Annotated in this window: 18 protein-coding genes and 2 pseudogenes; 12 read left to right on the plus strand and 8 right to left on the minus strand. The window is 66.5% G+C overall.

Annotated elements, in window-relative coordinates:
• Positions 1 to 155 precede the first annotated feature (155 nt).
• Both L6444_RS07155 and L6444_RS07160 read left to right on the plus strand, forming a co-directional pair.
• Positions 156 to 854 carry a potassium channel family protein gene (locus L6444_RS07155; RefSeq protein WP_236983884.1) on the plus strand — a complete coding sequence of 233 codons (699 nt, stop codon included), beginning with the start codon at positions 156 to 158 and terminating at the stop codon, positions 852 to 854.
• Positions 855 to 967: 113 nt separating this feature from the next.
• The gene (locus tag L6444_RS07160; RefSeq protein WP_236983885.1) at positions 968 to 1,783 is read left to right on the plus strand and encodes an amidohydrolase family protein; all 816 of its coding nucleotides are present in this window, start codon (positions 968 to 970) and stop codon (positions 1,781 to 1,783) included.
• On the opposite strand, the gene L6444_RS07165 is transcribed toward L6444_RS07160, so the two are convergent.
• Positions 1,776 to 3,110: a flavin monoamine oxidase family protein gene (locus L6444_RS07165; RefSeq protein WP_370653151.1), complete on the minus strand. Its 1,335-nt coding sequence runs from the start codon at positions 3,108 to 3,110 to the stop codon at positions 1,776 to 1,778. The genes L6444_RS07160 and L6444_RS07165 overlap by 8 nt on opposite strands.
• Before the next feature lie 135 nt (positions 3,111 to 3,245).
• Between L6444_RS07165 and L6444_RS07170 the strand changes: the two genes are divergently transcribed.
• Positions 3,246 to 4,190, plus strand: a complete 945-nt coding sequence (locus L6444_RS07170) for an alpha/beta fold hydrolase (protein ID WP_236981497.1) — start codon at positions 3,246 to 3,248, stop codon at positions 4,188 to 4,190.
• Here the strand turns inward: L6444_RS07170 and L6444_RS07175 are convergent.
• Genes L6444_RS07175 through L6444_RS07185 form a run of 3 tightly spaced genes read right to left on the minus strand, consistent with a single transcriptional unit; the run spans position 4,185 to position 7,795 of the window.
• The gene (locus L6444_RS07175; RefSeq protein WP_236981498.1) at positions 4,185 to 5,531 is read right to left on the minus strand and encodes a flavin monoamine oxidase family protein; all 1,347 of its coding nucleotides are present in this window, start codon (positions 5,529 to 5,531) and stop codon (positions 4,185 to 4,187) included. The genes L6444_RS07170 and L6444_RS07175 overlap by 6 nt on opposite strands.
• A 30-nt stretch (positions 5,532 to 5,561) precedes the next feature.
• Positions 5,562 to 6,677: a hypothetical protein gene (locus L6444_RS07180; RefSeq protein WP_236981499.1), complete on the minus strand. Its 1,116-nt coding sequence runs from the start codon at positions 6,675 to 6,677 to the stop codon at positions 5,562 to 5,564.
• The gene (locus tag L6444_RS07185; protein ID WP_236981500.1) at positions 6,677 to 7,795 is read right to left on the minus strand and encodes a phosphotransferase family protein; all 1,119 of its coding nucleotides are present in this window, start codon (positions 7,793 to 7,795) and stop codon (positions 6,677 to 6,679) included. Before L6444_RS07185 ends, L6444_RS07180 begins: the two co-directional genes overlap by 1 nt.
• A 43-nt stretch (positions 7,796 to 7,838) precedes the next feature.
• Between L6444_RS07185 and L6444_RS07190 the strand changes: the two genes are divergently transcribed.
• A complete protein-coding gene (locus L6444_RS07190; RefSeq protein WP_236981501.1) occupies positions 7,839 to 8,435 on the plus strand; it encodes a TetR/AcrR family transcriptional regulator in 597 nt (198 codons plus the stop codon).
• Positions 8,432 to 9,265 carry an SDR family NAD(P)-dependent oxidoreductase gene (locus L6444_RS07195; RefSeq protein ID WP_236981502.1) on the plus strand — a complete coding sequence of 278 codons (834 nt, stop codon included), beginning with the start codon at positions 8,432 to 8,434 and terminating at the stop codon, positions 9,263 to 9,265. Before L6444_RS07190 ends, L6444_RS07195 begins: the two co-directional genes overlap by 4 nt.
• A 7-nt stretch (positions 9,266 to 9,272) precedes the next feature.
• On the opposite strand, the gene L6444_RS07200 is transcribed toward L6444_RS07195, so the two are convergent.
• A complete protein-coding gene (locus tag L6444_RS07200; protein WP_236981503.1) occupies positions 9,273 to 10,553 on the minus strand; it encodes an HNH endonuclease in 1,281 nt (426 codons plus the stop codon).
• A 70-nt stretch (positions 10,554 to 10,623) separates the two neighbouring features.
• Between L6444_RS07200 and L6444_RS07205 the strand changes: the two genes are divergently transcribed.
• The 7 genes and pseudogenes from L6444_RS07205 to L6444_RS07235 all read left to right on the plus strand — a co-directional run bounded on the left by L6444_RS07205 (position 10,624) and on the right by L6444_RS07235 (position 20,534).
• Entirely contained in the window at positions 10,624 to 11,574 is a 951-nt protein-coding gene (locus L6444_RS07205; RefSeq protein WP_236981504.1) for a DUF4129 domain-containing protein, read from the plus strand.
• Positions 11,571 to 12,056 carry a hypothetical protein gene (locus tag L6444_RS07210; protein WP_236981505.1) on the plus strand — a complete coding sequence of 162 codons (486 nt, stop codon included), beginning with the start codon at positions 11,571 to 11,573 and terminating at the stop codon, positions 12,054 to 12,056. Before L6444_RS07205 ends, L6444_RS07210 begins: the two co-directional genes overlap by 4 nt.
• A 31-nt stretch (positions 12,057 to 12,087) precedes the next feature.
• Positions 12,088 to 13,057, plus strand: a pseudogene (locus tag L6444_RS07215) (AAA family ATPase).
• Complete coding sequence (locus L6444_RS07220; RefSeq protein ID WP_236981506.1) at positions 13,054 to 14,301, plus strand: DUF58 domain-containing protein; 1,248 nt, start codon at positions 13,054 to 13,056, stop codon at positions 14,299 to 14,301. The pseudogene L6444_RS07215 and the gene L6444_RS07220 overlap by 4 nt, the downstream one beginning before the upstream one ends.
• A gap of 1 nt (position 14,302) precedes the next feature.
• On the plus strand, positions 14,303 to 14,719 hold the full coding sequence (locus L6444_RS07225; protein WP_236981507.1) for a hypothetical protein: 417 nt from the start codon (positions 14,303 to 14,305) through the stop codon (positions 14,717 to 14,719).
• 126 nt (positions 14,720 to 14,845) lie between these two features.
• Positions 14,846 to 18,052, plus strand: coding sequence for a PPE family protein (locus L6444_RS07230; protein WP_236981508.1), 3,207 nt, complete (start codon positions 14,846 to 14,848; stop codon positions 18,050 to 18,052).
• Positions 18,053 to 18,287: 235 nt separating this feature from the next.
• Entirely contained in the window at positions 18,288 to 20,534 is a 2,247-nt protein-coding gene (locus L6444_RS07235; RefSeq protein WP_236981509.1) for a PPE family protein, read from the plus strand.
• Between the two features lie 14 nt (positions 20,535 to 20,548).
• Here L6444_RS07235 and nuoN read toward each other — a convergent pair whose 3' ends face one another.
• The 3 genes and pseudogenes from nuoN to nuoL form a co-directional block, all read right to left on the minus strand.
• Positions 20,549 to 22,120: an NADH-quinone oxidoreductase subunit NuoN gene (gene nuoN, locus L6444_RS07240; protein WP_236981510.1), complete on the minus strand. Its 1,572-nt coding sequence runs from the start codon at positions 22,118 to 22,120 to the stop codon at positions 20,549 to 20,551.
• Positions 22,117 to 23,693, minus strand: a pseudogene (locus tag L6444_RS07245) (NADH-quinone oxidoreductase subunit M). Before L6444_RS07245 ends, nuoN begins: the two are co-directional and overlap by 4 nt.
• A gap of 101 nt (positions 23,694 to 23,794) precedes the next feature.
• Positions 23,795 to 25,684 carry an NADH-quinone oxidoreductase subunit L gene (nuoL, locus tag L6444_RS07250; RefSeq protein WP_236981511.1) on the minus strand — a complete coding sequence of 630 codons (1,890 nt, stop codon included), beginning with the start codon at positions 25,682 to 25,684 and terminating at the stop codon, positions 23,795 to 23,797.
• Positions 25,685 to 25,689: the final 5 nt, after the last annotated feature.

A 25,689-nucleotide genomic window follows, 5' to 3' on the forward strand; every position in this document is an offset into this window, starting at 1 on the left:
CGACATGAGCAGCGGTTACCGCGGTTTGCCAGGTGAGGGTGCCGATTTCGGCGTCTTGTCAGTAAATCAGCCCGGACCGAGTGGTCGCTCGGCGCACAGCGGGCACAGCCGAGCTGCTGCCGATACGCAAAGATGATCACGTGACGACACGCAAGTTGCGAATCGGGATTGCCGGAGCCGGCAATGTCGGGCGTTCCGTCGCGCAGGAATTGCTGGACAACGGGCACAAGGTGTTGCTGATCGAGCGGGAGCGCCGCAATTTCGTGCCGCACAAGGTCCCGGACGCGGACTGGCTCAACGCGGACGCCTGCGAGATGACCGCGTTGCAGGAGGCCGGCGTGCAGACCTGCGATGTGGTGATCGCCGCCACCGGTGACGACAAGGCCAACCTGGTGGTGGGCCTGCTCGCCAAGTCCGAGTTCGGCGTGCCGCGGGTGGTGGCGCGGATCAACGACGTCCGCAACGAGTGGCTGTTCGGGCAAGCCTGGGGCATCGACGTCTCGGTCTCCGCGCCCGGCGCCATGGTCGCCGGCATCGAGGGTGCCATCGACGTCGGTCACCTGGTGCGGCTGATGGGCATGCGGGAGGGCCGGACGGCGCTGACGAAGCTGACGCTGCCCGCCGACAACCCGACTGTCGGGCAGCGGGTCGACGAGCTGGACTTGCCGCACAACACCGCGCTGGTCACCGTGGTGCGCGGCGACGAGGTGATCGCTCCCCGGGGCGAGGATGTGCTGGAGGCGGGCGACGAGTTGCTGTTCATCGCCGACAACGCACGCGAGCGCGCGCTGTGGGCCGCCGTCAACCGGATCAAGCCGGCGCCGCGGATGCCGATGCGCCACGACGCATGGTGAGGTGCCTGGGTGTCGGTCCCGCTTGGATCACCACCGCACGTCCAGGGGAAGATCCGACCCGCATCGAGGCGGAGACCGTTCGCCGATTGCTCGACGACGTCGGTCTGGCCTCGATGATCGACGTGCACACCCATTTCATGCCGAAACGCGTGCTCGACAAGGTGTGGGCCTACTTCGACGGCGTCGGCCCGCTGACCGGGCGGCCGTGGCCCGTCGCCTACCGGCACGACGAGCAGGCGCGGGTGGCGGCGCTGCGGGACTTCGGGGTGGTGGCCTTCACCTCGCTGCTCTACCCGCACAAACCGGACATGGCCGAATGGCTCAACTCCTGGTCTGCCCAATTCGCCGCTGCCACACCGGATTGTCTGCACACCGCCACGTTCTACCCCGAACCCGGCGCGGCCGACTACGTGTCACGTGCCATCGCCGACGGGGCCCGGGTGTTCAAGGCCCACGTGCAGGTCGGCAACTATTCGCCGAAAGATCCGCTGCTGGAACCGGTTTGGGCGGTCCTGGAGCGAGCCGGCGTCCCGACGGTGATCCACGCCGGATCCGGCCCGACACCGGGCACCTTCACCGGCCCGCAACCGGTCGCCGATGTCCTGGACCGCCACCCGGACCTGAAGCTGATCATCGCGCACCTGGGCATGCCCGAATACCGCGAGTTCATCGACCTCGCCCAGCAGCACGCCGGGGTGTATCTGGACACCACGATGGTGTTCACCGACTTCACCGAAGAGTTGCACCCCTTCCCCCGCGCGGAGCTGCCCCGGCTGCTCGAAGTGGCCGACAAGGTGCTCTTCGGCAGCGACTTTCCCAACATCCCCTACCCGTACCATCACGCCGTCGAATCGGTCGTCGCGCTCGGGCTGGGTGACCAGTGGAGCCGAAAGGTATTGTTTCACAATGCTTTTGAATTGTTCAACTGAGTCTGCGCAGCAACTCGGCCGCCGCATGCCGGCCGCTGAGTAAGGCGCCGTGCACGGTGGCCGGGTTGTCCACGCCGACGGCCTCGCCGGCCAGGTAGAGCCGGTCGCTGATCGGTTCCTGCAGTCGCCGACGATCGTCGAGACCGGAGCCGGGAGCGTGATAGGAATACGAGCCCAGTGCGTAAGGGTCGTTGGACCAGCCAGAGGAACGGACCTCGGTGACGTCGGTGTCGAACAGCGCCCGGGCAATCGGCATCGCCCCGGACAGCAACTCGCCCGCCGGCGCCGACTCCACCTGCCGGCCACGCCGACCGGCGTTGAACGCCAACACAATCGGGCCGGCGGCGGCGGACAGCGTGAACCACTGCGCCCACCTGCCGGGCTCGGAACCCAGGTACTGGAAGAATGCGTTTTCGGCGTCCCAGGTGCGTTGCCGGAAACGGAAGTAGCTCTTGGACAGCACGCCGAATCCCAGCGCGTCCACCGCGTGCGCGTGGCCGTCGGGTAGGGGTGGGTCGAAGATGATCTTGCCGGATTTGAGCACGCCGAGCGGAACGGTGAGGATCGCGGCCGGGCCTTCGAACGTCTGCCCGCCGGCCCGCACCATCACCGAGTTGCCTTTGCGCACAACAGCATCCACCGCCGTGTTCAGGCTGATCGGCAGGCCGTCGGCCAGCAGTCGCGGCAGCGCGTCGTAACCGCTGGTGATCACCGCCTGCGGTCCGCCGGTGTAGGTGCCCAGGTCGAACGTCGTCGCGGACAGCTGGTCTGCGTCGGCGGCGTACTCGTCTTCGATCTCGGTGGTGACGTAGTAGGCGAGTGCGGCGCGGTCCCGATCGGAGAGCCCGACGGCCTCGGCGTCGATCGCGGCGCTCAGCGTGCCCCCGTCGGTGTCGTCGCGCGCATCGGACACCAGCGTGCGCCAGGTCTTCGCGTCGTAGGTCATCGGCTGCAGGCGGGGATCGATGGCCAGTTTCACCGGCCGGTTGTAGTCGGTGGGCACGACCTGCGCCTGCACTTTCCGCGTCAATTCCAGTAGCGGATTGTCGGTTGTGCCGTGGATCCACGAGGCGCCCATTTCCAGCGGCGTTCCCCAGTCGCGGCTGGTGTACACCCGGCCGCCGATCCGGTTGCGGGCCTCGATCACCCGCACCGGCCGGCCCGCGTCCGCCAGGCTGCGGGCCGCCGCCAGACCGGCCATGCCGGCGCCGACGATCAAGATCGACCCGGTGTCCGGTGGTGCGGTGCTCGTGTTCTCGCTCTGCGGCCGCGGCCTTGCGCACCCTGCCAGCAGGGCGGATGCCGTCAGGAAACCCCGACGCGACAGGGACACGGGTGTCAGGGTCTCACATGCCGTTACCGGATCGTGTTCTGAGAACGTGACAGAGCGCACATTACGTTCAGGTAAAATCGTGCGCATCTGGAGGGCGGCAACGGTGCCGCGTCCAAGTGGGGAGCGGCAATGAATGCTCGACAGGCCACCCGTGCTTTACCGGCGGGCCGCGCCCTGACGGTCCGCGCGGCGGACGGTACGCCCCTGCACGCCGAGGTATTCGGACCGGCAGACGGCTACCCCATCGTTTTGACCCACGGCTTCGTGTGCGCCATCCGCGCCTGGGCCTACCAGATCGAAGAGTTGTCCACCGACTTCCGGGTCATCGCGTTCGACCACCGTGGCCACGGTCGCAGTGGACTCCCGCGCCGCGGTGGCTACAGCCTCAATCACCTTGCCTCCGACCTCGATTGCGTGCTGGAGGCGACGCTCGCGCCGCACGAGCGCGCGGTGATCGCCGGGCACTCGATGGGCGGGATGACCATCCAGGCGTGGTCGCAGCGCTACGGGCACAAGGTCGCTCGCCGCGCCGATGCCGTGGCGCTGATCAACACGGCCAGTGGCGATCTGCTGCGCAAAATCCGGTTCCTCTCGGTGCCACGCGGCCTGTCACCGGCCCGGGTCATGGCCGGGCGGACGCTGATCAGCGCGGTCGGCGGAGTCCCGCTGCCCAACGCCGTGCGGATCCCGGCCCGCTACCTGGTGGCGCTGATGGCGACCGGCGCCGAGGCGCATCCCGACGTGGTCAAACTGGTCTACGAGATGTTCGCGCAGACGTCACCGGCTGGGCGCGGGGGCTGCGCCCGGATGCTGGTGGGCGAGGTGGGGTCGCGGCACCTGAGCCTGGCGGGCCTGACGGTGCCGACCCTGGTCATCGGCAGCGAACGCGACCGCCTGACGCCGATCGGCCAGTCCCGCAAGATCGCCCGTACCGCACCCAACGTCGTCGATCTGGTCGAGCTGCCCGGCGGGCACTGCTCGATGCTGGAACAGCCGGCCGCGGTGAACGCTCAGTTGCGCGCCCTCGCTGAATCCGCGCTGGCGCGCCACGAGCTGCGGCGGATCAGCTCATAGCACGGCGGCGACCTCGGCGGCGGCGCGCCGGCCGGATCTGACGGCGCCGTCGAAGTACCCGGTCCACTCGTCGGCGGTCTCGGTGCCGGCCCAGTGAATGGGCCCGACCGCCGTGCGCAGCAGCCGACCGTATTTCGTCCACGACCCCGGCGGTACCGCGGCGGTCGGACCGCCCGGCGCGAATTCCTCTGTACCCCAACGGAAGTCGGTATAGTCCAACGGCTTGAGCGCTGCTTCGCCGTACACCGAGGCGAAGCAGCGCAGCGCGTCGCGGCGCCGTTGGTCACTCGGCAGCGAGTCGAAAGCGCGGGCATCGACGAAACCCAGCAGAATCCCCGGCCCGTCGTCGTGCGGGCTGACGTCGAAGGTGATGAACACCGGTCCCCGGTCCAACAGCGCCTGTCCCGACAGACCGTCGGCGCGCCAGAACGGCGTCTCGTAGGCCGCATACGCCTTGCTCAGCCGGCCCTGCGGCCACTGCCGGGCCAGCTCGGCGTATTCGGGTGGCAGCGGGGGATCGAACTCGATATCGGCCCGGTGGGCGGGCGGGATCGCGACGATGACGAATCCCGCCTCGGCTTCACCCCGATCGGTGCTCACCGTCACGCCCGATCCGTGCCGTCGGATGCGGTGGACCGGGGCGTCCAGCACCACGCGGTCGCCGAGCTCGGCCGCCGCCCGATCGGCGATCTGCTGGGTACCGCCCGGGATCAGGTCCTGTTGCGCGCCGTTTTCGACGTCGAGCAGCCGGTCCAGGCCGCCGGCGGCGCGCACGTAGCGGGCGGCGTGCAGCATTGACACCTCGTCGGGCTCGCACCCCCAGGTGACCCGGGACATGATCGCCATCAGATCCAGGGAGGACTTGGTGGCCCGCGCCATGGCAAGCCACTGAGCCAGTGAGATGTCGTCCAGCTGCCTGGCCCGCTTGGCGTCCCACGGCGCCGAAATCGGAATGCTGCGGGCGAGCCGTTCGAACTGCCATTGCAGCCGGCCGATGTCGAGCAGGCCCACCAGCGACAGCCGAGGAATGGTGCCGCTGTAGGCGCGAGCGGCGCCGCGCCAGAAGATCACGTTCTTGCCGTCGTGATAGGTGGGGGTGGTGGGTACGCCCAATTCAGCGGCCAGCGCCAGCACGGCGTCCTGGGTGGGGCCCACGAACGACCCGCCCAGGTCGACGGGTAGTCCCGCGACATTGCCGGTGAACGAGCGGCCCCCGACCCGGTCGCGGCCCTCGAAGACCAGGACGTCGTGACCCTGCTGGGTCAGCTCACGGGCGGCGGTCAGACCGGCGAAGCCCGCGCCCACCACGACAACGTCGACGTCCCACGAGGCGTTTGTCACGCCCTACAGTGAACCGCATCCGGACCGGATTTACGGCGCAACCGTCAACCAGTCGGCGAAGCCGGACGGGTCGTGGCGGCCCAGCGCGCCGTGCTCATAAAGTCCCCAGCCTTGCACCGGTTTCCCGTCGCCGTCCCGGCACACCGCGCGCCCGACGTGGTCGATGACGCCGAATCCGGACCGGGCGACGATGGCGGCGTCGGTCATGTCGTAGGTGAGCCGTTCGACGAACTTCTCGCCCTTCCACACCCCGTGCAGCCAGTCCGAGTCGCCGCCGTAGCCGCCGCCGACGTGGATCGGCACCGGCAGTTTGGACTCGACGTCCAAGTGCACCGGCGTGCCGTCCGGAGTCGTCGCGTCGATCGTCGCCCCGGTCGGAATCCGGGTGCCGGAGCGGTAGTGGATCTTGACCCGCGGCCAACCCAGCTGCTCGACTCGGCCGTCCCGCCACACCCGGGTGCAGTCGTTGAGCGAGCGGAACCCGTTGGGCTCCTCCTGGATGATCAGCACGATTGCGAACTCGTCGAACGCCATCGGTACGTACAGCCACCACATGCCCTCGAACGGGGGGTCGGCGGGACGGCCGGCGGGCTCGGGCTCCCCGATCGGGCGGATGCCCCAGGATCGGTCCCGGCTGCCGATCCACACGGCGGGGTCGACGGCGATGTCCTGCCCGTCGATCGCGAGGTGCCCGCTCCAGCTGCCCAGCTGGGCGAACCGCTGTGCGTGGAGGGTCATCCGGTTTCCCGCGCGCAGGATGTGCGGTTGCTCCTGGACGACGTCGAACAGTCCTTGCCAGGTGAGATCGGCTGCAATGCCCTCGGTTTCGTCGAGCACGATGCGCAACTTGCGCAGCGGTTCGATGACCTCGACCCGGTAGCTGTTCACATGCTGGTTGAGCCGGTCCTGGTCGATGGCGTCGGACAGGTGCACGGCGGTCTGCGTGTCACCGCGCCGGACGAGCAGAAACGCGTCCTTGACTCCGAGATTGGGGTAGTAGCCGATGCCGGAGATCACGAAGATGTCGCCGGTGCGGTCATGGGCGTTGAAATAGGAGCGGTCGTAGAAGTTGCGGTCGGAGGAGCCGGGCCAGGCGATCGGCTGCGGCACCTGGTGGACCGGATACTCGTCGAGTGGTCCGAGCATTAACTTTCCTCTCCGATAAGGCGTTTCATCAGTCCGGCATGGTAGAAGAGCGACTCGACGTCCTCGGGTTTCTCGGCCTCGCCGAAATGGACGCGCCGGGCTCCGGTGCGCATGAAGACGCAGGCCCACATGATCCCGGAATACACATAGAACCAGTGCAGGTCGTCGAGTTGCACGCCGGTGAGTTGCCGATAGGTGTCGCGCACGTCTTCCTCGCGCATCACCTGGGGTAGCCCGGGTAGTCCGGCGAGGCCGGCGAGTTCCTCGAAAACCTTGTGCGCGAAGATCATCCAGGCGACGTCGAGTTCGCGCGGGCCCAGCGACACCATCTCCCAGTCCAGCACCGCCACCGGTTCGAAGTTCCGGTACAGCACGTTGCCCACCCGGGCGTCCCCCCACAGCAGCACCGGCTCGCGTGCGTCGGCCGCGTCGGGCCAATTGGCTTGCAGCCATTCGAAACTGCGCTCCACCAAGGGTGATCGGCCGATGTCGGGGACGGCGAAGTCGTACCAGGATTTCACCCAGCTGAGGTGCTTGCGCAGGGCGGTGTCGCCGGTCAGTTTGGCGGTGAGGAAACCAAATGTCTTGTCGGCGTGCGGGATCGAGTGCAGCGTCGCCAGCACTTTCACCGACGCGTCCTGCAGCCTGCGCTGTTGTTCGACCGGGGCGTCGGCGAACCAGTTGCCGCCGAACGTGTAGGGCATCACGTCGGGCGGTACTTCGCCGTCGATGTAGTCCATCAAGAAGAACGGCGCACCCAGCACGTCACCGGTGTTCTCGATCCAGCGCACCCGCGGCACTGGAACGTCGGTGAGTTCGCCGACTTGGCGGATCACCTCGAATTGGTGGTCGAGTCGGTAGGTCGGGAAGACCGGGACGTCCTGGGCGGTGGGGGCCACCCTGGCCACGAGCTTCTGCGCGGTGCCGGCGAAGCGCGCCGTCAGGATGATGGTCTCCGACGACATGCCGGTCGAGTCCACGCCGCTTTCTACGGTAATCTCGGGCCTCTCGGGCAGCACGGTCGATAACCACTGCGACATCAACTCCGGAACGGTGGTGGTATCGCGGCTCGAGCGTTGCATACGGCCGACATCTTCGACCGCCGGTTCATTGGCCACGGGTATTCCTTCGCGAGATAATTACGATACGGTAGGTAGCGTTATGAAAGCAGACCTGCCATCCCTTGACAAGGCCCCCGGCGCCGGGCGGCCCCGAGATCCCCGCATCGACTCGGCCATCTTGGCAGCAACCGCCGAACTGCTTGTGCAGATCGGCTATTCGAACCTCAGTCTGGCCGCCGTCGCCGAACGGGCCGGGACCACCAAGTCGGCGCTGTACCGACGGTGGTCGAGCAAGGCGGAGTTGGTTCACGAAGCCGCCTTCCCGGTGGCGCCGACCGCGCTGACCACGCCGGCCGGTGATTTCGCCGCCGACATTCGATTGATGTTCGAAGCCACGCGGGACATCTTCACCACCCCGGTGGTGCGTGCCGCGCTGCCCGGCCTCATGGCGGACATGACCGCCGACCCGGAACTGAACGCCAGGGTGATGGCACGCTTTGAAGGTCTTTTCGAAGCGGTCCGGGTGCGACTGCGCGAAGCCATCGAGCGCGGGGAAGCCCATCCCGATGTCGATCCCGGCCGGCTCATCGAATTGATAGGTGGCTCCACCATGCTGCGGATGCTGTTGTATCCGGAATTGGACGACACCTGGGTGGAGCAGACCACCGCGATCGTGGTGCACGGGGTCAACCGATGACCGCGATCGTCACCGGCGCCAGCCGCGGCCTCGGGCGGGCGATCGCGCTGGCGCTGGCCGCCGACGGCGAGGCGGTGGCCGTCGTCGGGCGTACCGAAGCAGTCTGGGACGACCGGCTGCCCGGAACCATCGGCGAAACCGTCGCCGAGATCGAGTCCGCGGGAGGCCGGGCGATCGCGGTGCGGGCGGACCTGACCGACCGTGAGGATATCGGCCGACTTGTCGCGGAGGCGCGGAATGCGTTGGGGCCCATCTCGATTCTGGTGAACAATGCCGCCTTCACCGCGCCGGGGCGTCCGGGGGCCACGCCGCGACCGAAGGCGCCGAAGTCGACCGAAAGCAAACCCGGCTGGCCCGGTTTCGTCAGCACCCCGCTCGCGGCCTACCGCCGGCACTTCGAGATCTCGATCTTCGCCGCCTACGAGCTGATGCAACTGGTCGCCCCCGACATGATCACCGCGGGCGGCGGCTCGATCGTCAACATCACCTCGATCGCCTCGCGGATGCCGGGCAATGGGCCCTACCCCGACCGCAGTGCCGGGGTGCTGCCCGGCTACGGCGGATCCAAGGCCGCACTGGAGCACCTCACGCAGTGCGCCGCATTCGACCTCGCCGACCACAACATCGCGGTGAATGCGCTGGCGCCGTCCAAGCCGATCATGACGCCCGGCCTGTCCTACTATGCCCACGGCTTCGACGAGGAAAGCTCCGCCGAGGAATTCGCCCAAGCCGCTGTGCAATTGGCGCGCGTCGACCCCAGCGTGGTGACCGGGCGCACCATCGGTCACCATCAGGTGCTCGACGGCAGCTTCACCCCGTTCGCGGTGTGACCGCGCATTAGGCGGCATGGCGGTCGGTCAGCGTGATGCTGATGGCTGTTTCGATTTCGCTGATATCGAATTTCGGATAGATCGGTGGCGCGGACGATTGGTACCGCGCACCGGTCGGCGTCGCGTATTCGGCGGTGTGGGTGCCGTTTTCGTCATGGGTGATGACGGCCCAGCCGGGTGACTCTTTGAGGTAATTGCAGTGTTCGCACAGTCCCAGGCCGTTGGTGGCGGTGGTGGGTCCGCCGCGCTTGCAGGGTTGGGCGTGGTCGCGGTGGCGGATGGGGGCGTCGCAGTAGGGGGTGCGGCAGGTTTGGTCGCGCAGGCCGATGAAGTCGGCCAGGCCGCGCGGGAAGGTGCGGGACCGCGATTCCAGGGCGACCAGGGCGCCGGTGGCAGGACTGGCATAGAGCCGGCGCAGCGTCGCCTTGGACTTCCGGTCGGCCACCGCGCTGGTCACCATGTTGCGGGCCACTGCGGCGGGGATGGGTCCGTAGCCCTCGAGGACGGCCGGCGCGGTGTCGTCGCCGAGCAGCGCCTGATCGGAGATCACCAGGTTGACCGTCACCGGTGCCGTTGCGCTGGCGGGGGTGCCGGTGACGCGCTCAACCAAAGTGTCGGCCATCACCTGCCCACGTGAGCGGCCGTCGAAGGTGGTGTCGGCGGCGCGGCGCAGCGCCGCGTAGACGCCCACACCCTGGGCTACCGGCAGTAGTGCGCTGATCCAGGTCATCATGTCCGGGGCCGGCCGGGTGGTGACCGTGCGCTCCTCGACCGCTTTAGCAGCGCGATCGACGACCGCGTGCGGGTCCAGACGGTAAGCAATCGTCTTTGCGGCGGCGGTGATGCGCCGATCACCCATGCCGGCCAACGCCGCCGCGTCAGCGCACAGCTCGGCGTCGAGCCTGCGTCGATCTTCGAGGTCCAGGCAAGCTGATTCGCGCACGATCAACGTCGCGCGCCATTCCGAGAGCGCCCCGGATTCCAGGGCGGCCAGGGTGTGGGGCATTTCGTGGACCAGGGCTTTGGCGAACCCGAGGTGGCGACCGCCGCGGTTCGGGGAGTCGTGGCGGGCCAGGGCGACCTCGCTGGCCACCCCGCGGCCCCGCTTGCCCGCGGGCACCCCGGCGGCCGCCTCGGTAGCGCGCCGCGCGGCATCCAGGGCCGCCGCCGCGCGGGCCTGCCCGGCCGCCGCGGCGCATTTGATCTGCTCGAGCTCGGTGATCCGCGCGATCAACTCGGCCTCACCGGCTTCCGCCGGCAACCCCGCTAAGTCAAGCGATTCGCACATATGTTCGACTATACACGATTGCGCGACAAAGTGCTGTGACAACGCCCCACCCCGGGGCTAGCCTTCGGCTATGGGGCGAGTCGACAAGCCCACCGCGCGTGTCATCGCGGTGATCGCCCTGCTGATTCTGGTGGCCGCGGCCCTGCGCGGCTACCTGCCGGCCCACCACGGATCGCGCTTGAGAGAATCGGGCGGCAGCCCGGCCGCGCTGATGATCCTCGCCGCGGCCCTCGCTGCCACTCTGGCTCTGTTGGCGTTCTCGATCATTGTCCGACTGCGAGATCCGCGCGCGGTGGCGTCCAGCGCCGGTGCGCTGCCGGAAATGCTGGGCGGCGGCGCCGGTCGGCCGAGTTGGCGCGTGATCGTGATTGCGGTCGGGGTGGTAGTGGCCTGGCTGGTGATCGCGCTGCTGCTGTCCCGATCATTCACCCCGCCCGATATCGCGCTCGACGCACCGCAACCCGACACCAATGCCACCCCGCCCGGAGCGGGCAACGCGCAGCCGCCTCGCCCGCCGGCCCCACGCCAGAACACCGGCGACATCCTCGGCGTCCTGCTCGTCACAGCTCCGCTGTTGCTAATGATGTTCGTCGGCGGGATCTTTGCCGCCCGACGCCGTACACCCGTCGCGACAACGCCACCAGCCCCCGACCGCGACATCCCACAGTCGCCCGAAGCCGCCGCCGAATCGCTTGCGCGTGCAGCCGAAGTCGGGTTGGCCGAGATGGCCGATCTCAGCCGCGACCCTCGCGCTGCCATCATCGCGTGTTACGCGGCGATGGAACGTGAGCTGGCCAACGTGCCCGGCGCGGCCCCACAGGACTTCGACACTCCCACCGAAGTGCTGGCCCGTGCCGTCAAACACCAAGCACTGCAAGCTGATAACGCCATCCAGTTGGTGAGCCTGTTCGAGGAGGCGCGGTTCAGTCCGCACGTCATGGGTGAGGAGCACCGCGAAACGGCGGTACATGTGCTCGAGCTGGTTCTTGCCGAAATAGCGCCGCGATCGGCCATGCGATGAGGAAGCTTGTTGCGCTTGGCGTTTTGCTCGTGGTCGGTATCGAGCTGCTGGCGCTGTTGATGCAGAACCGCACTCTGGTGCTCGCCGCGTCCGGTGTAGGTGTGGCTCTGGTGTTGCTCAACATTCGCAAACTGCTGGGGAGCCCCAACGATCCTCCGGACGACGAGAGTGCCGACGATTCGGGCGACGCTCTGCGTCGCTGGGTAGCCAGCACCGAGACCACGATCCACTGGTCGGAGTCCACTCGCGCGGACTGGGACCGGCACCTGCGGCCAATGTTGGCCCGTCGTTTCGAATTGGCGACCGGCCAACGGCGGGCCAAGGACCCGGCTGCTTATGCCGCAACCGGTGAGATGCTCTTCGGGCCGCAGTTGTGGGTATGGGTGAATCCCAACGACATCGGGCATCCGGGTAACCGCCAGCACCCCGGGCCGGGCCGGGCGGCACTCGAGGAGATTCTGCGAAGGTTGGAGCAGGTATGAATGCGGAGCAGGCATGAGTACGCCGGCCACCATGCCGGCGGGCCAGACCACTGCCAATTGCGAAGCGGTACTGTACGAGATCGAACGCCTCGTGGTGGGCAAACGTTCGGCGTTGACGCTGATCCTGACGGCGGTGCTGGCGCGGGGTCACGTGCTGATCGAAGATCTCCCCGGGCTCGGTAAGACGCTGATAGCAAGGTCTTTCGCCTCGGCATTGGGCCTGGAATTCACCCGGGTGCAGTTCACCCCAGACCTGTTGCCGGCCGATCTGCTGGGCTCGACCATCTACGACATGCAATCCGGCCGGTTCGAGTTCCGTCGTGGACCGATCTTCACCAATCTGCTGCTGGCCGACGAGATCAACCGCACGCCTCCCAAGACGCAGGCCGCGCTGCTCGAGGCGATGGCCGAGGGGGCAGGTGAGTATCGACGGCCAAACTCACCGTTTGCCAACCCCTTTCATCGTGTTGGCCACTGACAACCCGATCGAGTACGAGGGCACCTATCCGTTGCCCGAGGCGCAGCTGGACCGATTCGCCATCCGCCTGGAACTGCGCTATCTGTCCGAACAGGACGAGACCGCGATGCTGCGCCGGCGGCTGGATCGCGGCTCGGCCGAACCGACGGTCAACCAGGTGGTCGATGCGCACGACCTGCTGGCCATGCGCGAATCGGTCGAGCACGTCACTGTTCACCAGGACGTGCTGCATTACGTGGTGTCGTTGGCCACCGCCACCCGGCACCATCCGCAGGTGGCCGTCGGGGCCAGCCCGCGAGCCGAACTCGACCTGGTGCAACTCGCCCGCGCCCGCGCCCTGTTGCTGGGCCGCGACTATGTGATTCCCGAGGATGTGAAGGCACTCGCGATCGCCGCGGTCGCACACCGCATCACGTTGCGACCAGAGATGTGGGTGCGCAAAATCCAGGGTGCCGATGTACTTGGAGAACTGTTGCGACGCTTGCCGGTTCCCCGTGCCCATGGCAGGCCGGCGCCCGGGTGAGCGAAGCGGAGGTGCAGTTCCGCTGGCGCGCGGCACGATTGACGCTGGCGATCGCAACCTGCGCCGGAGTTGCGCTGGCCGCCGCGGTGATGGCCGGCCGCTGGCAGCTGATCGCATTCGCCGCCCCGTTGCTCGGGGTGTTGTGTTCGCTCGGTTGGCAACGGCCCGCCCCGGCGGTTCGCGTGCATGCCGAACCGGACCTGCAGCGCTGCTTCGAAGACGAGATATCGACGTTAAGAGTATGGGCGACAATCGATTCCGACGATGCCATGATCGAACTCACCGTCTCTGCGCCCGCTCCGATGCAACTCGAAGTGCAAGGCGGCGACGCGAAAGCGGTGACCGCGGTCGCCGATCGCTGGGGACGTTATCCCATCAGGGTCCGGGTCGACGTTCTCGCCCGCGGTGGGCTGCTGCAGGGTACCGGGACGGTCGACGCCGCTCACCTCATCGTCTTTCCCTTGACGCCACCGCAGTCCACTTCCATACCGCAGATCGACTTGCTCGACCGGTTGGGCGCCCACCTCACCCGCTACGTCGGTCCGGGCGTGGAATACGCCGACATTCGTCCCTACATTCCGGGTGACCAACTGCGCGCGGTGAACTGGCCGGTGAGCGCACGCCGCGGCCGGCTGCACGTGACCCAGCGACTCACCGATCGCGCCGCCGACGTCGTGGTGCTGATCGACAGGTATCAGCAGCCGGAGGGTCCGGCGACAGCGGCCACCGAACGCGTGGTGCGCGGCGCGGCGCAGGTGGTGCAGACCGCGCTGCGGCACGGCGACCGGGCCGGGATCGTCGCTCTGGGTGGCAATCGCCCGCGCTGGCTGGGCGCCGACATCGGGCAGCGCCAGTTCTACCGGGTGCTCGACACGGTGCTGGAAGCCGGCGAGCAGGTCGACAACGCCACCGGCACGCTGGCGCCGCGCGCCGCCGTCCCGGCCGGTGCGATCGTCATTGCGTTCTCCACGTTGCTCGACACCGAATTCGCCTTGGCACTAATCGATTTGCGTAGGCGCGGTCACGTGGTGGTCGCCGTCGACGTCCTCGACACCGCTCCGTTCCAAGGTGAGCACGACCCGTTGCTGCTGCGGATGTGGACGCTGCAACGGTCCGCGATGTACCGGGATATGGCGACCGTCGGGGTCGACGTGCTGTCCTGGCCTGCCGACCGAGCGCTGGAACAGTCGATGGGAACGTTGCCCGATCGTCGCCGTGGTGGGCAGCTGCGTGGACGGCGCTGAGATGCCGGCCCTCGCACGCAACGCACTGTCGACCGCGCCCGGACTGGCGATGGTCGGGTTGGCTGCGTTCGAGTCGCACGGGGCCGCCCTGGTGGTCGCGGCAGCGGCAGGGCTGATGGTGGGGCTGGGAACGGTGTACCGCTTCGCTGCGACTGGTGCGGTGCTGCTGACGGTGCTGGTGATTGTGCTCTTTGACGTCTCGCACATCCTGGTCGCGCTGTCCGGACTTTGCGCGGCGGCGTACCTGGTGAGTCGACACGCAACGGCTTCCTGGCCGACGACCGTTGCCGCTGTGGGGTTTACGTTCGTCGGCCTGGTGGCGACGTCGTTTCCGCTGCAGGTGCCGTGGTTGCCGTTGGTGGCTCCACTGGCGGTCTTGGCGATCTACGTGGTGGCGACGCGGCCCTTTCTGAGTTGATCTGACTCAATTCGCACGCGGTTTCGCTGATTCCCCGGAAATGGCGAATCGCCGGCCCTAATATCTTGAGCGACAGGGTCTTGCCGTTACTGGGGGGCTGTGGTTCTCGGGGAAGGGGATGGCCCGGTGAGTTTCTTCGGACTGCCGCCGGAGATCAATTCGTTGCGGATGTTCGCCGGTGCGGGGTCCGCGCCGCTACTGCAGGCGGCCGCGGCCTGGAATGGTTTGGCCGAAGAATTGTCGACGGCAGCGCAGACGTTCGCGTCGGTGACCACCGGGCTCACCGGGCAGGCCTGGCAGGGTGCTGCCGCGACGGAGATGTCAGCCGCGGCGGCGCCCTACGCCGGCTGGCTTTCGGCTGCTGCGACGCGGGCGTTGGACGCCGCGGCGTCGGCGCAGGCTGTGGTCAGCGCGTTCGAGGCGGCCCAGGCGGCGGTCATCCATCCGGTGGCCGTCGCGGCGAACCGGAATGCGTTCGTGCAGTTGGTGGTTTCCAACCTGTTCGGGCAGAACGCACCGGCGATCGCGGCCGCGGAGAGTATCTACGAGCAGTTCTGGGCCGCGGATGTGGCCGCGCTGGTGGGCTATCACGGCGGGGCGTCGGCGGCCGTCGCGGCGTTGCAGTCGTGGGGTTCGGCGCTGCAGAAGTTGCCGGTGCTGGGTCAGGTAGCTGCCGCGGCGGCGTCGAATGCTGCGGCCGTCATTCCCGACGTCAACACGGGGCTGGGCAATATCGGCTCATGGAACTTCGGTGGCGGCAATATCGGGGATTTCAACATCGGCAACGGCAACGCCGGCAACGTCAATTTCGGTAGCGGGAACACCGGCGCCACCAACTTCGGCTTCGGAAATTACGGGAACAGCAACTTCGGCTTCGGCAACTATGGTTCGATCAACTTCGGGCTGGGGAACCTGGGCAACCTGAACCTAGGCCTGGGCAACGACGGCAGCGGCAATGTCGGTTTAGGCAACATCGGCAACGGCAACTTCGGGTTCGGCAACACCTCCCACCCGGTCAATTTCGCAAGTGGCACGAATTTCGGCAGCGGCAACGCCGGCGCCTACAACCTGGGTAGCGGGAATCTCGGCTCCAACAACGTCGGTTTCGGCAACAAAGGGAACTTCAACTTCGGATTCGGTAACACCGGCAACAACAACATCGGCTTCGGACTCACCGGCGACAATCAGTTCGGCATCGGCGCGCTGAATTCAGGAATCGGCAACTTCGGTTTCGGCAACTCGGGAAACAACAACATCGGGTTCTTCAACTCCGGTGACGGCAACGTCGGTTTCTTCAACTCCGGCAATGGCAACTTCGGGTTCGCCAACGGCGGAGACACCAACACCGGGTTCTGGAACGGGGGCGTCACTAATACCGGCTTCGGCGACTCCGGCACACGGAATTTCGGCGTCGGCAACGCGGGTAATGCCAACGTGGGTTCGGGCAACGCCGGCACCTTCAACATGGGCTCGGGTAACGCGGGCCAGGACAACACCGGATTTTTCAACTCTGGTGACATCAACACGGGCTTCTCGAACGCGGGTTCGGTCAATACCGGCTTCGGCAACGCCGATGACACCAATACGGGCCTGCTCAACTCGGGCGACCTGAACACCGGCATCGGCAGTTCCACGACGCCCACCGGCGTCACCTCCTCCGGGGTCGGGAACACCGGCACCGGAAGCTCCGGCTTCTACAACTCGGCAAACGACTCGTCCGGCTACCACAACTCCGACACGAATCTCGGGTTGGGCCAGATTTCGGGCCTCAACAACACCAACACCTATGCCGTTGGCTTCAATAACTCGGGCTTTACCAGCGTGGGGATCGGCAATACCGGCACCAACAGCGTCGGCTTCTGGAATTCCGGCTTTGCGTCCTCGGGCATCTCGAACTCCGGCGACTTCAGCTCAGGCGTCGGCAACTCGGGCGCTTACAGCGCCGGTTTCTTCAACCAGGGCGATCACCAGGCGGGCATCTTCGGTCCCGCCGCCAGGCCGGCGTTCCTGCTCGATCTCGGACCGCTGGCACCGATCGTCTCCGCGGTGTCTGCGCCGACGCCGGTGACCGTGCCCGACATCAACACCGGGTGGGGCAATCTCGGCTCCTGGAATCTGGGAGGGGGAAACCTCGGCGACTTGAACTTCGGCAGCGGCAACGCCGGGAACGCGAACATCGGCAGTGGCAATATCGGCAACCTGAACATCGGCAGCGGCAACCAGGGCTTCTTCAACCTGGGCAGCGGCAACGACGGACATACCAATATCGGCAGCGGAAACGTCGGCACCCTGAACCTGGGTAGTGGCAACTTGGGCGACGGCAACTTCGGGTTGGGTAACAACGGCGGCGGAAACCTGGGCAACGGCAACCGCGGTTACTACAACTTCGGCAGCGGCAACCTCGGCTCATTCAACCTCGGCAGCGGCAACCTCGGCTCCAACAACGTCGGGTTCGGGAACAAGGGCATCGCGAATTTCGGATTCGGCAACTCCGGTAACAACAACGTCGGCTTCGGACTGACCGGCGACAACCAGTTCGGGATCGGTGCGCTGAACACCGGATCCGGCAACTTCGGGTTCGGCAACTCCGGCAACAACAACATCGGGTTCTTCAACTCCGGCAACGGCAATGTCGGGTTCTTCAACTCCGGCAACGGCAGCTTCGGCTTCGGTAACGCCGGCAGCACGAACACCGGTTTCTGGAACGCCGGCTCGCTGAACACCGGCATCGGTAACGCCGACTACGGTAACTTCGGGGTCGGCAATTCGGGCACATTCAACATGGGCATCGGCAACGCCGGGCAAGGGAATGTGGGATTCGGCAATACCGGTTCGTCGAACACCGGAAACTTCAACGCAGGAAACGTCAATACCGGTGACTTCAACTCCGGCTACTTCAACACCGGGTACGCGAACGCGGGTTTCAGCAACACCGGCCTGCTGAACTCCGGAGGCCTGAACACCGGTATCGGTAGCTCCACCACCCCGGTAGGGGTGACGTGGTCGGGCTTCGGCAACAACGGATTTGGCAGCTCGGGTTTCTTCAACACCGGTGATCACGCCTCCGGCTTCCAGAACATCATCACCGGTGCGGGCCTGTACACGTCCGGGTTCCACAACGTGGGGCCGTCGAACGTCGGTGTCAACAACGCCGGAAACTTCAATGTCGGCTGGTTCAACACCGGTTTCAGCTCCGTCGGCATCGAGAACTCCGGAACTGTCAGTACCGGAATCGGAAATGCGGGCAACCAGAGCAGCGGCTTGTCGAACTGGGGCAATGGCAGTGCGGGCGCGTACAACCGCAGCGACAACGTGGCGGGCATCTCCCGCTGACGCGGCGGGTGCCACCGCACACCGGCGACACGCCGGCCGCGATGACTAAGTAGGTGCGCCGACAACGTTTTCCATGACCGTCGCGCGTAAACCTGTGGATCTGCTGAGCGCCAGAAAAAGCCTGTCAATCGACCTACCCGAGAATCGGCATTCCATTAGAGTTCGGTGTGCAGGTCGTGTGGCTCGGGAGCTGCTCACGGGAGGCGGCGTCATCCGGCTTGGAGGGAGCACAGCCATGAGCTTTTTCGGATTGCCGCCGGAAATCAATTCACTGCAGATGTTCACCGGTGCGGGTTCCGAGCCGATGCTCGCGGCCGCGACCGCCTGGTCGGGTTTGGCCGACGAATTGGCAACGGCTGCAGAGTCGTTCGCGGGTGTCACGTCGGGGTTGACCGGTCAGGCTTGGCAGGGACCCGCAGCGGCGGCCATGACGGCCGCGGCCGCACCCTACACAAGCTGGCTGAGTTCGGCCGCCGCCCACGCCGCCGGTGCGGCAGCATCGGCCAACGCGGTGGTGAGTGCGTTCGAGTCCGCCCAAGCCGCCACCATCCATCCTCTCGCGGTGGCGGCCAACCGAAATGCGTTCGTGCAGTTGGTTGTATCGAATCTGTTCGGGCAGAATGCGCCCGCGATCGCGGCCGCCGAGAGCATCTACGAAGAGTTCTGGGCCGCCGATGTGGCGGCGCTGGTCGGCTACCACGGTGAGGCATCGGCGGCCGCTTCCGCCTTGGTGCCTTGGTTCAATGCCCTCGAGAGCCTGCCGAATCAGCTCGCCGGCGCGGCCACGGCCGCCATCCCCGCCAGCAACACCGGAATCGGCAACATCGGCTCATGGAACCTGGGCATCGGCAACATCGGCAACCTGAACCTCGGAAACGGCAACACCGGTGACGTGAACCTCGGTGCCGGCAACACCGGCAGCTACAACTTCGGCAGCGGCAACCTCGGCAACCTCAACCTGGGTCTGGGCAACTACGGCACCCAGAACTTCGGTCTAGGCAACTTCGGCAGCAGCAACATCGGTTTCGGCAACGGAAGCAGCTATTACAGCATCGACGTCAAGGCCATCGGGAACGTCGGCTTCGGCAATCTGGGCAACTACAACTTCGGCATCGGGAACGCCGGCAACTCCAACTTCGGCCTGGGTAACCTCGGCAACAGCAATCTCGGGTTCGGCAACCTGGGCAACAACAACTTCGGCTTCGGAAACCTCGGCAGCAACGACATCGGGATCGGCCTCAACGGCAGCAATCAGATCGGCATCGGCGGGCTGAACTCGCTCACCAGCGGATGGAACCTCGGGTTCGGCAACAACGGCACCGGTAACTTCGGCTTCGGCAACGCCGGCAACTACAACGTCGGTTTCGGCAACACCGGCAACAACGACTTCGGCATCGGGCTGACCGGCAACAACCAGTTCGGGTTCGGCGGGCTGAACTCGGGCAGCGGCAATGTCGGCTTCGGAAACTCGGGCAGCAACAACGTCGGCTTCTTCAACACCGGTAGCGGAAACGTCGGAATCTTCAACTCCGGCAACGGAAGCTGGGGCATCTTCAACTCGGGCAGCATCGACACCGGCATCGGTAACACCGGCATGCTGGACACCGGACTGTGGAATGCGGGTACCACCAACTCCGGGTCGTTCAACGCCGGCTCAATCAACATGGGCTTGGGCAACGCTGGCGCCAACAACATGGGGCTGATGAACCCGGGCACCTACAATCTCGGCATCCTCAACGCCGGCACGCTGAACGTCGGTTTGGTGAACGCCGGTATCGGCGATATGGGCAGCTTCAACTCGGGCGTGGACAACTGGGGCTTCGCCAACGCCGGCGGATTCAACCTGGGCGCCTTCAACTCCGGTGGTCCCGAGGTGCGGGACGCCAGCGGATACTCGCTGGGCTATGGCAACGTCGGATTCGCCAACACCGGCGCGACGAACACCGGCTTCGGCAACTCGGGCAACACCAACACCGGCTTCTGGAACTCCGGCAACCTGGTCACGGGCCTGGGCAACGCGTTCAACGTCACCCCGGCGGGGGCGACGAGCTCGGGCTTCGGCAACACCGGCACCGGCGATTCCGGCTTCCTCAACTCCGGCAACGGCAACGCCGGCTATGGGAACGCGGCCAACTACAGCATGGGCTTCATGAACTCCCAAGGCCAATCACAGGTGGGCTTTTACAACTCGGGCGCGGGCAGCAATGTGGGAGCCTGGAACTCGGGTAACGGTGGCAACGTCGGCTTCAACAACTCCGGCGCCGGCGACAACATCGGCTTCTTCAACTCGAACACCGACTCCGGCAATCCCGACGTCGGCTTCACCAATTCGGGTAACGGCAGCGCCGGGATCTCCAACTCCGGGACCGCCAACGCGGGTGTGCACAACACCGGGACGGGCAGCTCGGGGATCAGGAATTCGGGTACCAACAGCAGCGGTGGTTTCAACCAGGGCGACGGACAGTCAGGGTTCTTCCGCTAACCGGGCCCGCCGGGTCAGTGCAGTAAGGTGGCCGCCTGGGCGGCCAGGTCGAGCACCGGCTGCGGGAAGATGCCCAACGCCACAGTCACCAAGGCGCACACCGCAATTGCGGCCTTGCTCAGCACGCCGGGCTCGACCACGTGCGGCGTGGTATCGGTCGGTTCGGTGAAGAACATCGACACGATCACCCGCACATAGAAGTAGGCGGCGATCGCGCTGGAGATCACACCGATGATCACCAGCGGCACCGCCCCGCCCTGGGCCGCGGCCCGGAACACGGCGAACTTGCTGATGAACCCGCTCGTCAGCGGGATCCCCGCAAACGCCAGCAAGAACATCGAAAGCATCACGCCCACAATGGGAGAGCGCTGACCCAGCCCGGCCCAGTGCGACAGTTCGGCGTCCTCGACGCCGTCGGAACCGCGGATCAGTCCGACAATCGCGAACGCGCCCACCGTGCTGAAGCTGTAGGCCACCAGATAGAACAACGTTCCGGACAGGCCCTCGGCGCTGTCGGCGATCACACCGGTGAGGATGAAACCGACGTGGGCCACCGACGAATACGCCAGCATGCGTTTGACGTCGACCTGATTCACCGCGGTGATGGTGCCGACGAGCATGGTCAGGATCGAGATAGCCCACAGCACCGGGCGCCAGTCGTGATGCAGGGGAGGCAGCGCCACGTAGACCACCCGCAGCAGTGCGCCGAAGGCCGCGACCTTGGTGGCCGCCGCCATGAACCCGGTGATCGGGGTGGGCGCACCCTGATACACGTCGGGAATCCAGGAGTGGAACGGCACCGCGCCGACCTTGAACAGCAGGCCCACCGACAGCAGCGCGACGCCGACCAACGCCATCGACTCATCGCTCTGCGCGGCAAGCGAATCGCGGATACCGGTCAGGGTCAGCGTGCCGGTTGCCCCATACAGCAACGCGACCCCGTAGAGGAAGAACGCCGACGAGAAGGCGCCCAGCAGAAAATACTTCAGCGCCGATTCCTGCGACATCAGCCGGCGGTGCCGGGCCAGTCCGCACATCAGGTACAGCGGCAGCGAAAGAACTTCCAGCGCAACGAACATGGTCAGCAGATCGTTGGAGGCGGGGAACACCATCATGCCGCCGACCGACAGCAGCAGCAGCGGGAAGAGTTCGGTCTGGGCGGCCCCGGCGCGCTGCGCCTCTTGCTCGGCGTCACTGCCGGGCACCGAAGACGCTTGCGGGGTAAAGGAATCCAATCCCGCGAACACCTTGGCGGACTTCTTGACCGCGACCTTGCTGCGCTCGGCCACGAAAATGGTCGCCAGCACCGCAACCAACAGAATGGTGCCCTGCAGGAACAGCGCCGCCCGATCGACGGCCATCGCGCCCATCACGGTGCGCCGGCCCTCGGCCGGAACCGATCGGGCCACCACGACCACCGCCACGAACGCGGCGACCAACCCGGTGAGGGTCAGGAACACCTGAGCGCCGTAGCGGAGTCGCCGCGGCAGGAAGGCTTCGGCTACCACCCCGACGACTGCGACACCGAAGACGATGAACAGCGGGGACAGCAGGAAGTACTCGATGCTGGGGGAGGGCAGGATCATCGGTGCGGTCCTTCGGCTGTCCGGGGTACCTGCATAGGAACGGTGGGTGCGGGATCGTGTTGGCCGATGGTCTGCATGGTGTGGTCGACCGCCGGGTTGATGACGTCCAAGATCGGCTTGGGGTACACACCGAGCACCAGCAGCAGCGCGATAAGCGGTGCGACGACCACCATTTCGCGGCCGGCCAGGTCGCGGATCTTCTCGTTGCCGGTCGCCACCGGGCCGGTCATCACGCGCTGGTAGAGCCAGAGCATGTAGATCGCGGCCAGCACCAGCGCGGTGACCCCGAACGCGGCGGCCACCCAGTAGCGGTTGAAAGTCCCCAGCAGCACCAGGAATTCGCTGACGAACGGCGCCAGCCCGGGCAGCGAGAGGGTGGCCATGCAGGAGACCAGGAAGGTGCCCGCCAAGATCGGGGCCACCTTCTGCACGCCCCCCGTAGTCGGAGATCGACCGACTGCCGCGCCGGGACACCAGGAAACCGGCGATCAGGAACACCGCCGCCGTCGAGAGGCCGTGGTTGAGCATGTACAGCGTCGAGCCGCTCTGGCCCTGCGTGGTCATCACGAAGATACCGGCGATGATGAACCCGAAGTGCGAGATCGAGGTGTAGGCGATCAGGCGCATCATGTCGGTCTGGCCGATCGCCACGATCGCGCCGTAGATCACCCCCGATGATGGCCAGCGCCACGATCACCGGCCGGAAATACGTTGAGGCATCAGGGAACAGCTGCAGGCAGTAGCGCAGCATGCCGAACGTGCCGACCTTGTCCATCACAGCGGTGATCAGCACCGCGGTCGCCGGCGTGGATTCGACCGCGGCGTCGGGCAGCCAGCGGTGCAGTGGCCACAGCGGCGCTTTGACCGCGAACGCGAACATGAAGCCCAGGAAGATGGCCTTGAACACCGCGGGATCCACGTCGCTGTAGCGGCCCCACTGCACGCCGGTGACGATCTCGCGGAAATCGAAGGTGCCGCCCCCGTGCTGCGCGGTCACCACGTACAGCCCGATCACCGCCGCCAGCATGATCAACCCGCCGAACAGGTTGTACAGCAAGAACTTCACCGCTGCCTTCGAACGTCCGGCACCGTGACCGAAGCCGCCGATCAAGAAGTACATCGGGATCAGCATCGCCTCGAAGAACACGTAGAACAGCAGCACGTCGAGGGCGACCACCGAGATCAGCACCATCGACTCGATAGCCAGCGTCAGTGCGACGTAGGCGTGTACCCCGCGCGGGCTGGTCTGGCCACCGTCATTCCAGCCGGCGATAAGCAGCAGCGGGATCAGCACCGTGGTGAGCACCACCAGGACGAGCGCGATACCGTCCACGCCCAACGTGTATCCGGTGCCGAAAGCCGGTATCCACTGGTGTGATTCGACGAATTGGTAGTTGCTGCCGCCCGGTTTGAAACCGATACCGACGACCAGCGACACCGCCAGGGTCAGCACGCTGACCACCACGCCAGTCCATTTGGCGAGCTGGCGCTGGCCCGGCGGCAGCAGGATGACCAGCACCGACCCGGCCAGCGGCAGCAGCCACAGCACGGTCAGCCAGGGAACATCAGTCATGAGCGCCGCTCCTCCTCATCGCTTCGCTCTGCATCGTCGCGACGAGTCATGAGCGCCGCTCCTCCTCATCGCTTCGCTCTGCATCGTCGCGACGCGGGCGCTCACCACAGGTTCACCGCCAACAATGCGCCGGCCACCACGGCGGCACCCAGCAGCATCGACAGCGCATAGTTGCGGGCGAAGCCGGTCTGAAAGCCGCGCAGGCGATTCGACGTTCGGCCCACCAGCGCGGCCAGTCCGTTGACCGATCCGTCCACACCGGCGTCGTCGGCGACGACCAGCGCGTGTGTCAGTTGCGCACCGGGGCGCATGAAGACCTCCTCGTTGAAGGCGTCGCCGTAGGCGTCGGCGCGGGCGGCCGTCGTGAGCACCGAGACGCGGGCCGGGGCGACCCGCGGGATTTCCGCCTTGCCGCCGTACATCCGGTAGGCCACCACAACTCCGACCAGGACGACCGCCAGCGCCGCGGCACTGACCGCCGCGGCCGGAATGCCGTGCGCGGCTTCCTCGTGCACACCGACGACGGGTTCCAGCCAGTGCTTCAGCGAGTCGCCGTAGGTGAACAGGAAACCGGAAAACACCGAGCCGAACGCCAGCAGGATCATCGGCATCGTCATCAGCGCCGGCGACTCGTGCGGGTGGGTCCCCGGCGTCCAGCGCTTCTTGCCGAAGAAGGTCATCAGCATCACCCGGGTCATGTAGAACGCGGTGATGCCCGCACCCAGCAGCGCGGCCCCGCCGAGCACGTAGCCGCGGGTGCCACCCGCGCCCAGGGCCGCCTCGATGATCGCGTCCTTGGAGAAGAAGCCGGCGAACGGCCACACCCCGATGATCGCCAGATACCCCAGACCGAAGGTGGCGAAGGTGATCGGCAGAGCCTTGCGCAGCGCGCCGTAGCGGCGCATGTCCTGCTCCTCGTGCATGGCATGGATGATCGACCCGGAGCCCAGGAACAGCCCGGCCTTGAAGAAGCCGTGGGTGAGCAGGTGCATGATCGCGAAGGGGTAGCCGGCCGGGCCCAGGCCCGCGGCCAGCACCATGTAGCCGATCTGGCTCATCGTGGAGGCGGCCAGGGCCCGCTTGATGTCGTCCTTGGCGCAGCCGATGAACGCTCCCAGCATCAGGGTCACCGCGCCGACGATGACGACGGCCAGCTGCGCGCCGGGCGCCAGGTTGAACACCGGGTTGGACCGCACGATCAGGTAGACACCGGCGGTCACCATGGTGGCGGCGTGGATCAGCGCGGACACCGGGGTGGGGCCCTCCATGGCGTCGCCCAACCAGGCCTGCAGCGGCACCTGGGCGGATTTGGCGCACGCACCCATCAGCAGCAGCAGACCCATCGCGTTCAGCACGCCCTGACTGGCGGCGGGCGCCCCGGCGAACACGCCGCTGTAGGACACCGTGCCGAAGGTGCCGAACATCAGGAACATCGCCAATGCCAACCCGGCGTCGCCGACCCGGTTCATCACGAACGCCTTCTTGGCCGCCGTGGCCGCCGACGGCTTGTGGTACCAGAAGCCGATCAGCAGGTAGGAAGCCAGGCCCACGCCTTCCCAGCCGACGTAGAGCAGCACGTAGTTGTCCGCGACCACCAGCAGCAGCATCGAGGCCAGGAACAGATTGAGGTAGCCGAAGAAGCGGCGGCGGTCCGGGTCCTCGGCCATGTAGGCGATCGAATAGATGTGGATCAGCGAGCCCACTCCGGAGATCAGCAGCACGAAACACATTGACAGCTGGTCGATCTGCAGGCCGAAGTCGACGTGCAGGCCACCGACGGGAATCCAGGAGTACACCGTCTGGGCGATGGTCCGGTCGCCTTCGCCACGACCGAGCATCTCGGCTAGCAGCGTGGCTCCCACGCCGAACGCGGACAGCGCGGCCAGTGTGCCCAGCCAGTGGCCGAAGGCGTCGGTGCGCCGACCGCCGAACAGCAGGATCGCGGCACCTGCCAGGGGCAGTGCCACCAGCAGCCAGGTGTAGTGAATCATCTTGG

It is taken from the genome of Mycobacterium kiyosense (genome assembly GCA_021654635.1).
Classification (GTDB): Bacteria; Actinomycetota; Actinomycetes; order Mycobacteriales; family Mycobacteriaceae; genus Mycobacterium; species Mycobacterium kiyosense.

Bases quoted from the DNA above. Each gene is read 5' to 3' on its own strand.
- L6444_RS07225 (WP_236981507.1), top strand. From the start codon at position 14,303: ATGCCGGCCCTCGCACGCAACGCACTGTCGACCGCGCCCGGACTGGCG.
- L6444_RS07235 (WP_236981509.1), top strand. From the start codon at position 18,288: ATGAGCTTTTTCGGATTGCCGCCGGAAATCAATTCACTGCAGATGTTC.
- L6444_RS07195 (WP_236981502.1), top strand. From the start codon at position 8,432: ATGACCGCGATCGTCACCGGCGCCAGCCGCGGCCTCGGGCGGGCGATC.
- L6444_RS07205 (WP_236981504.1), top strand. From the start codon at position 10,624: ATGGGGCGAGTCGACAAGCCCACCGCGCGTGTCATCGCGGTGATCGCC.
- L6444_RS07160 (WP_236983885.1), top strand. From the start codon at position 968: ATGATCGACGTGCACACCCATTTCATGCCGAAACGCGTGCTCGACAAG.
- nuoL (WP_236981511.1), bottom strand. From the start codon at position 25,684: ATGATTCACTACACCTGGCTGCTGGTGGCACTGCCCCTGGCAGGTGCC.
- L6444_RS07170 (WP_236981497.1), top strand. From the start codon at position 3,246: ATGAATGCTCGACAGGCCACCCGTGCTTTACCGGCGGGCCGCGCCCTG.
- L6444_RS07180 (WP_236981499.1), bottom strand. From the start codon at position 6,677: ATGCTCGGACCACTCGACGAGTATCCGGTCCACCAGGTGCCGCAGCCG.
- L6444_RS07190 (WP_236981501.1), top strand. From the start codon at position 7,839: ATGAAAGCAGACCTGCCATCCCTTGACAAGGCCCCCGGCGCCGGGCGG.
- nuoN (WP_236981510.1), bottom strand. From the start codon at position 22,120: ATGATCCTGCCCTCCCCCAGCATCGAGTACTTCCTGCTGTCCCCGCTG.
- L6444_RS07200 (WP_236981503.1), bottom strand. From the start codon at position 10,553: ATGTGCGAATCGCTTGACTTAGCGGGGTTGCCGGCGGAAGCCGGTGAG.
- L6444_RS07210 (WP_236981505.1), top strand. From the start codon at position 11,571: ATGAGGAAGCTTGTTGCGCTTGGCGTTTTGCTCGTGGTCGGTATCGAG.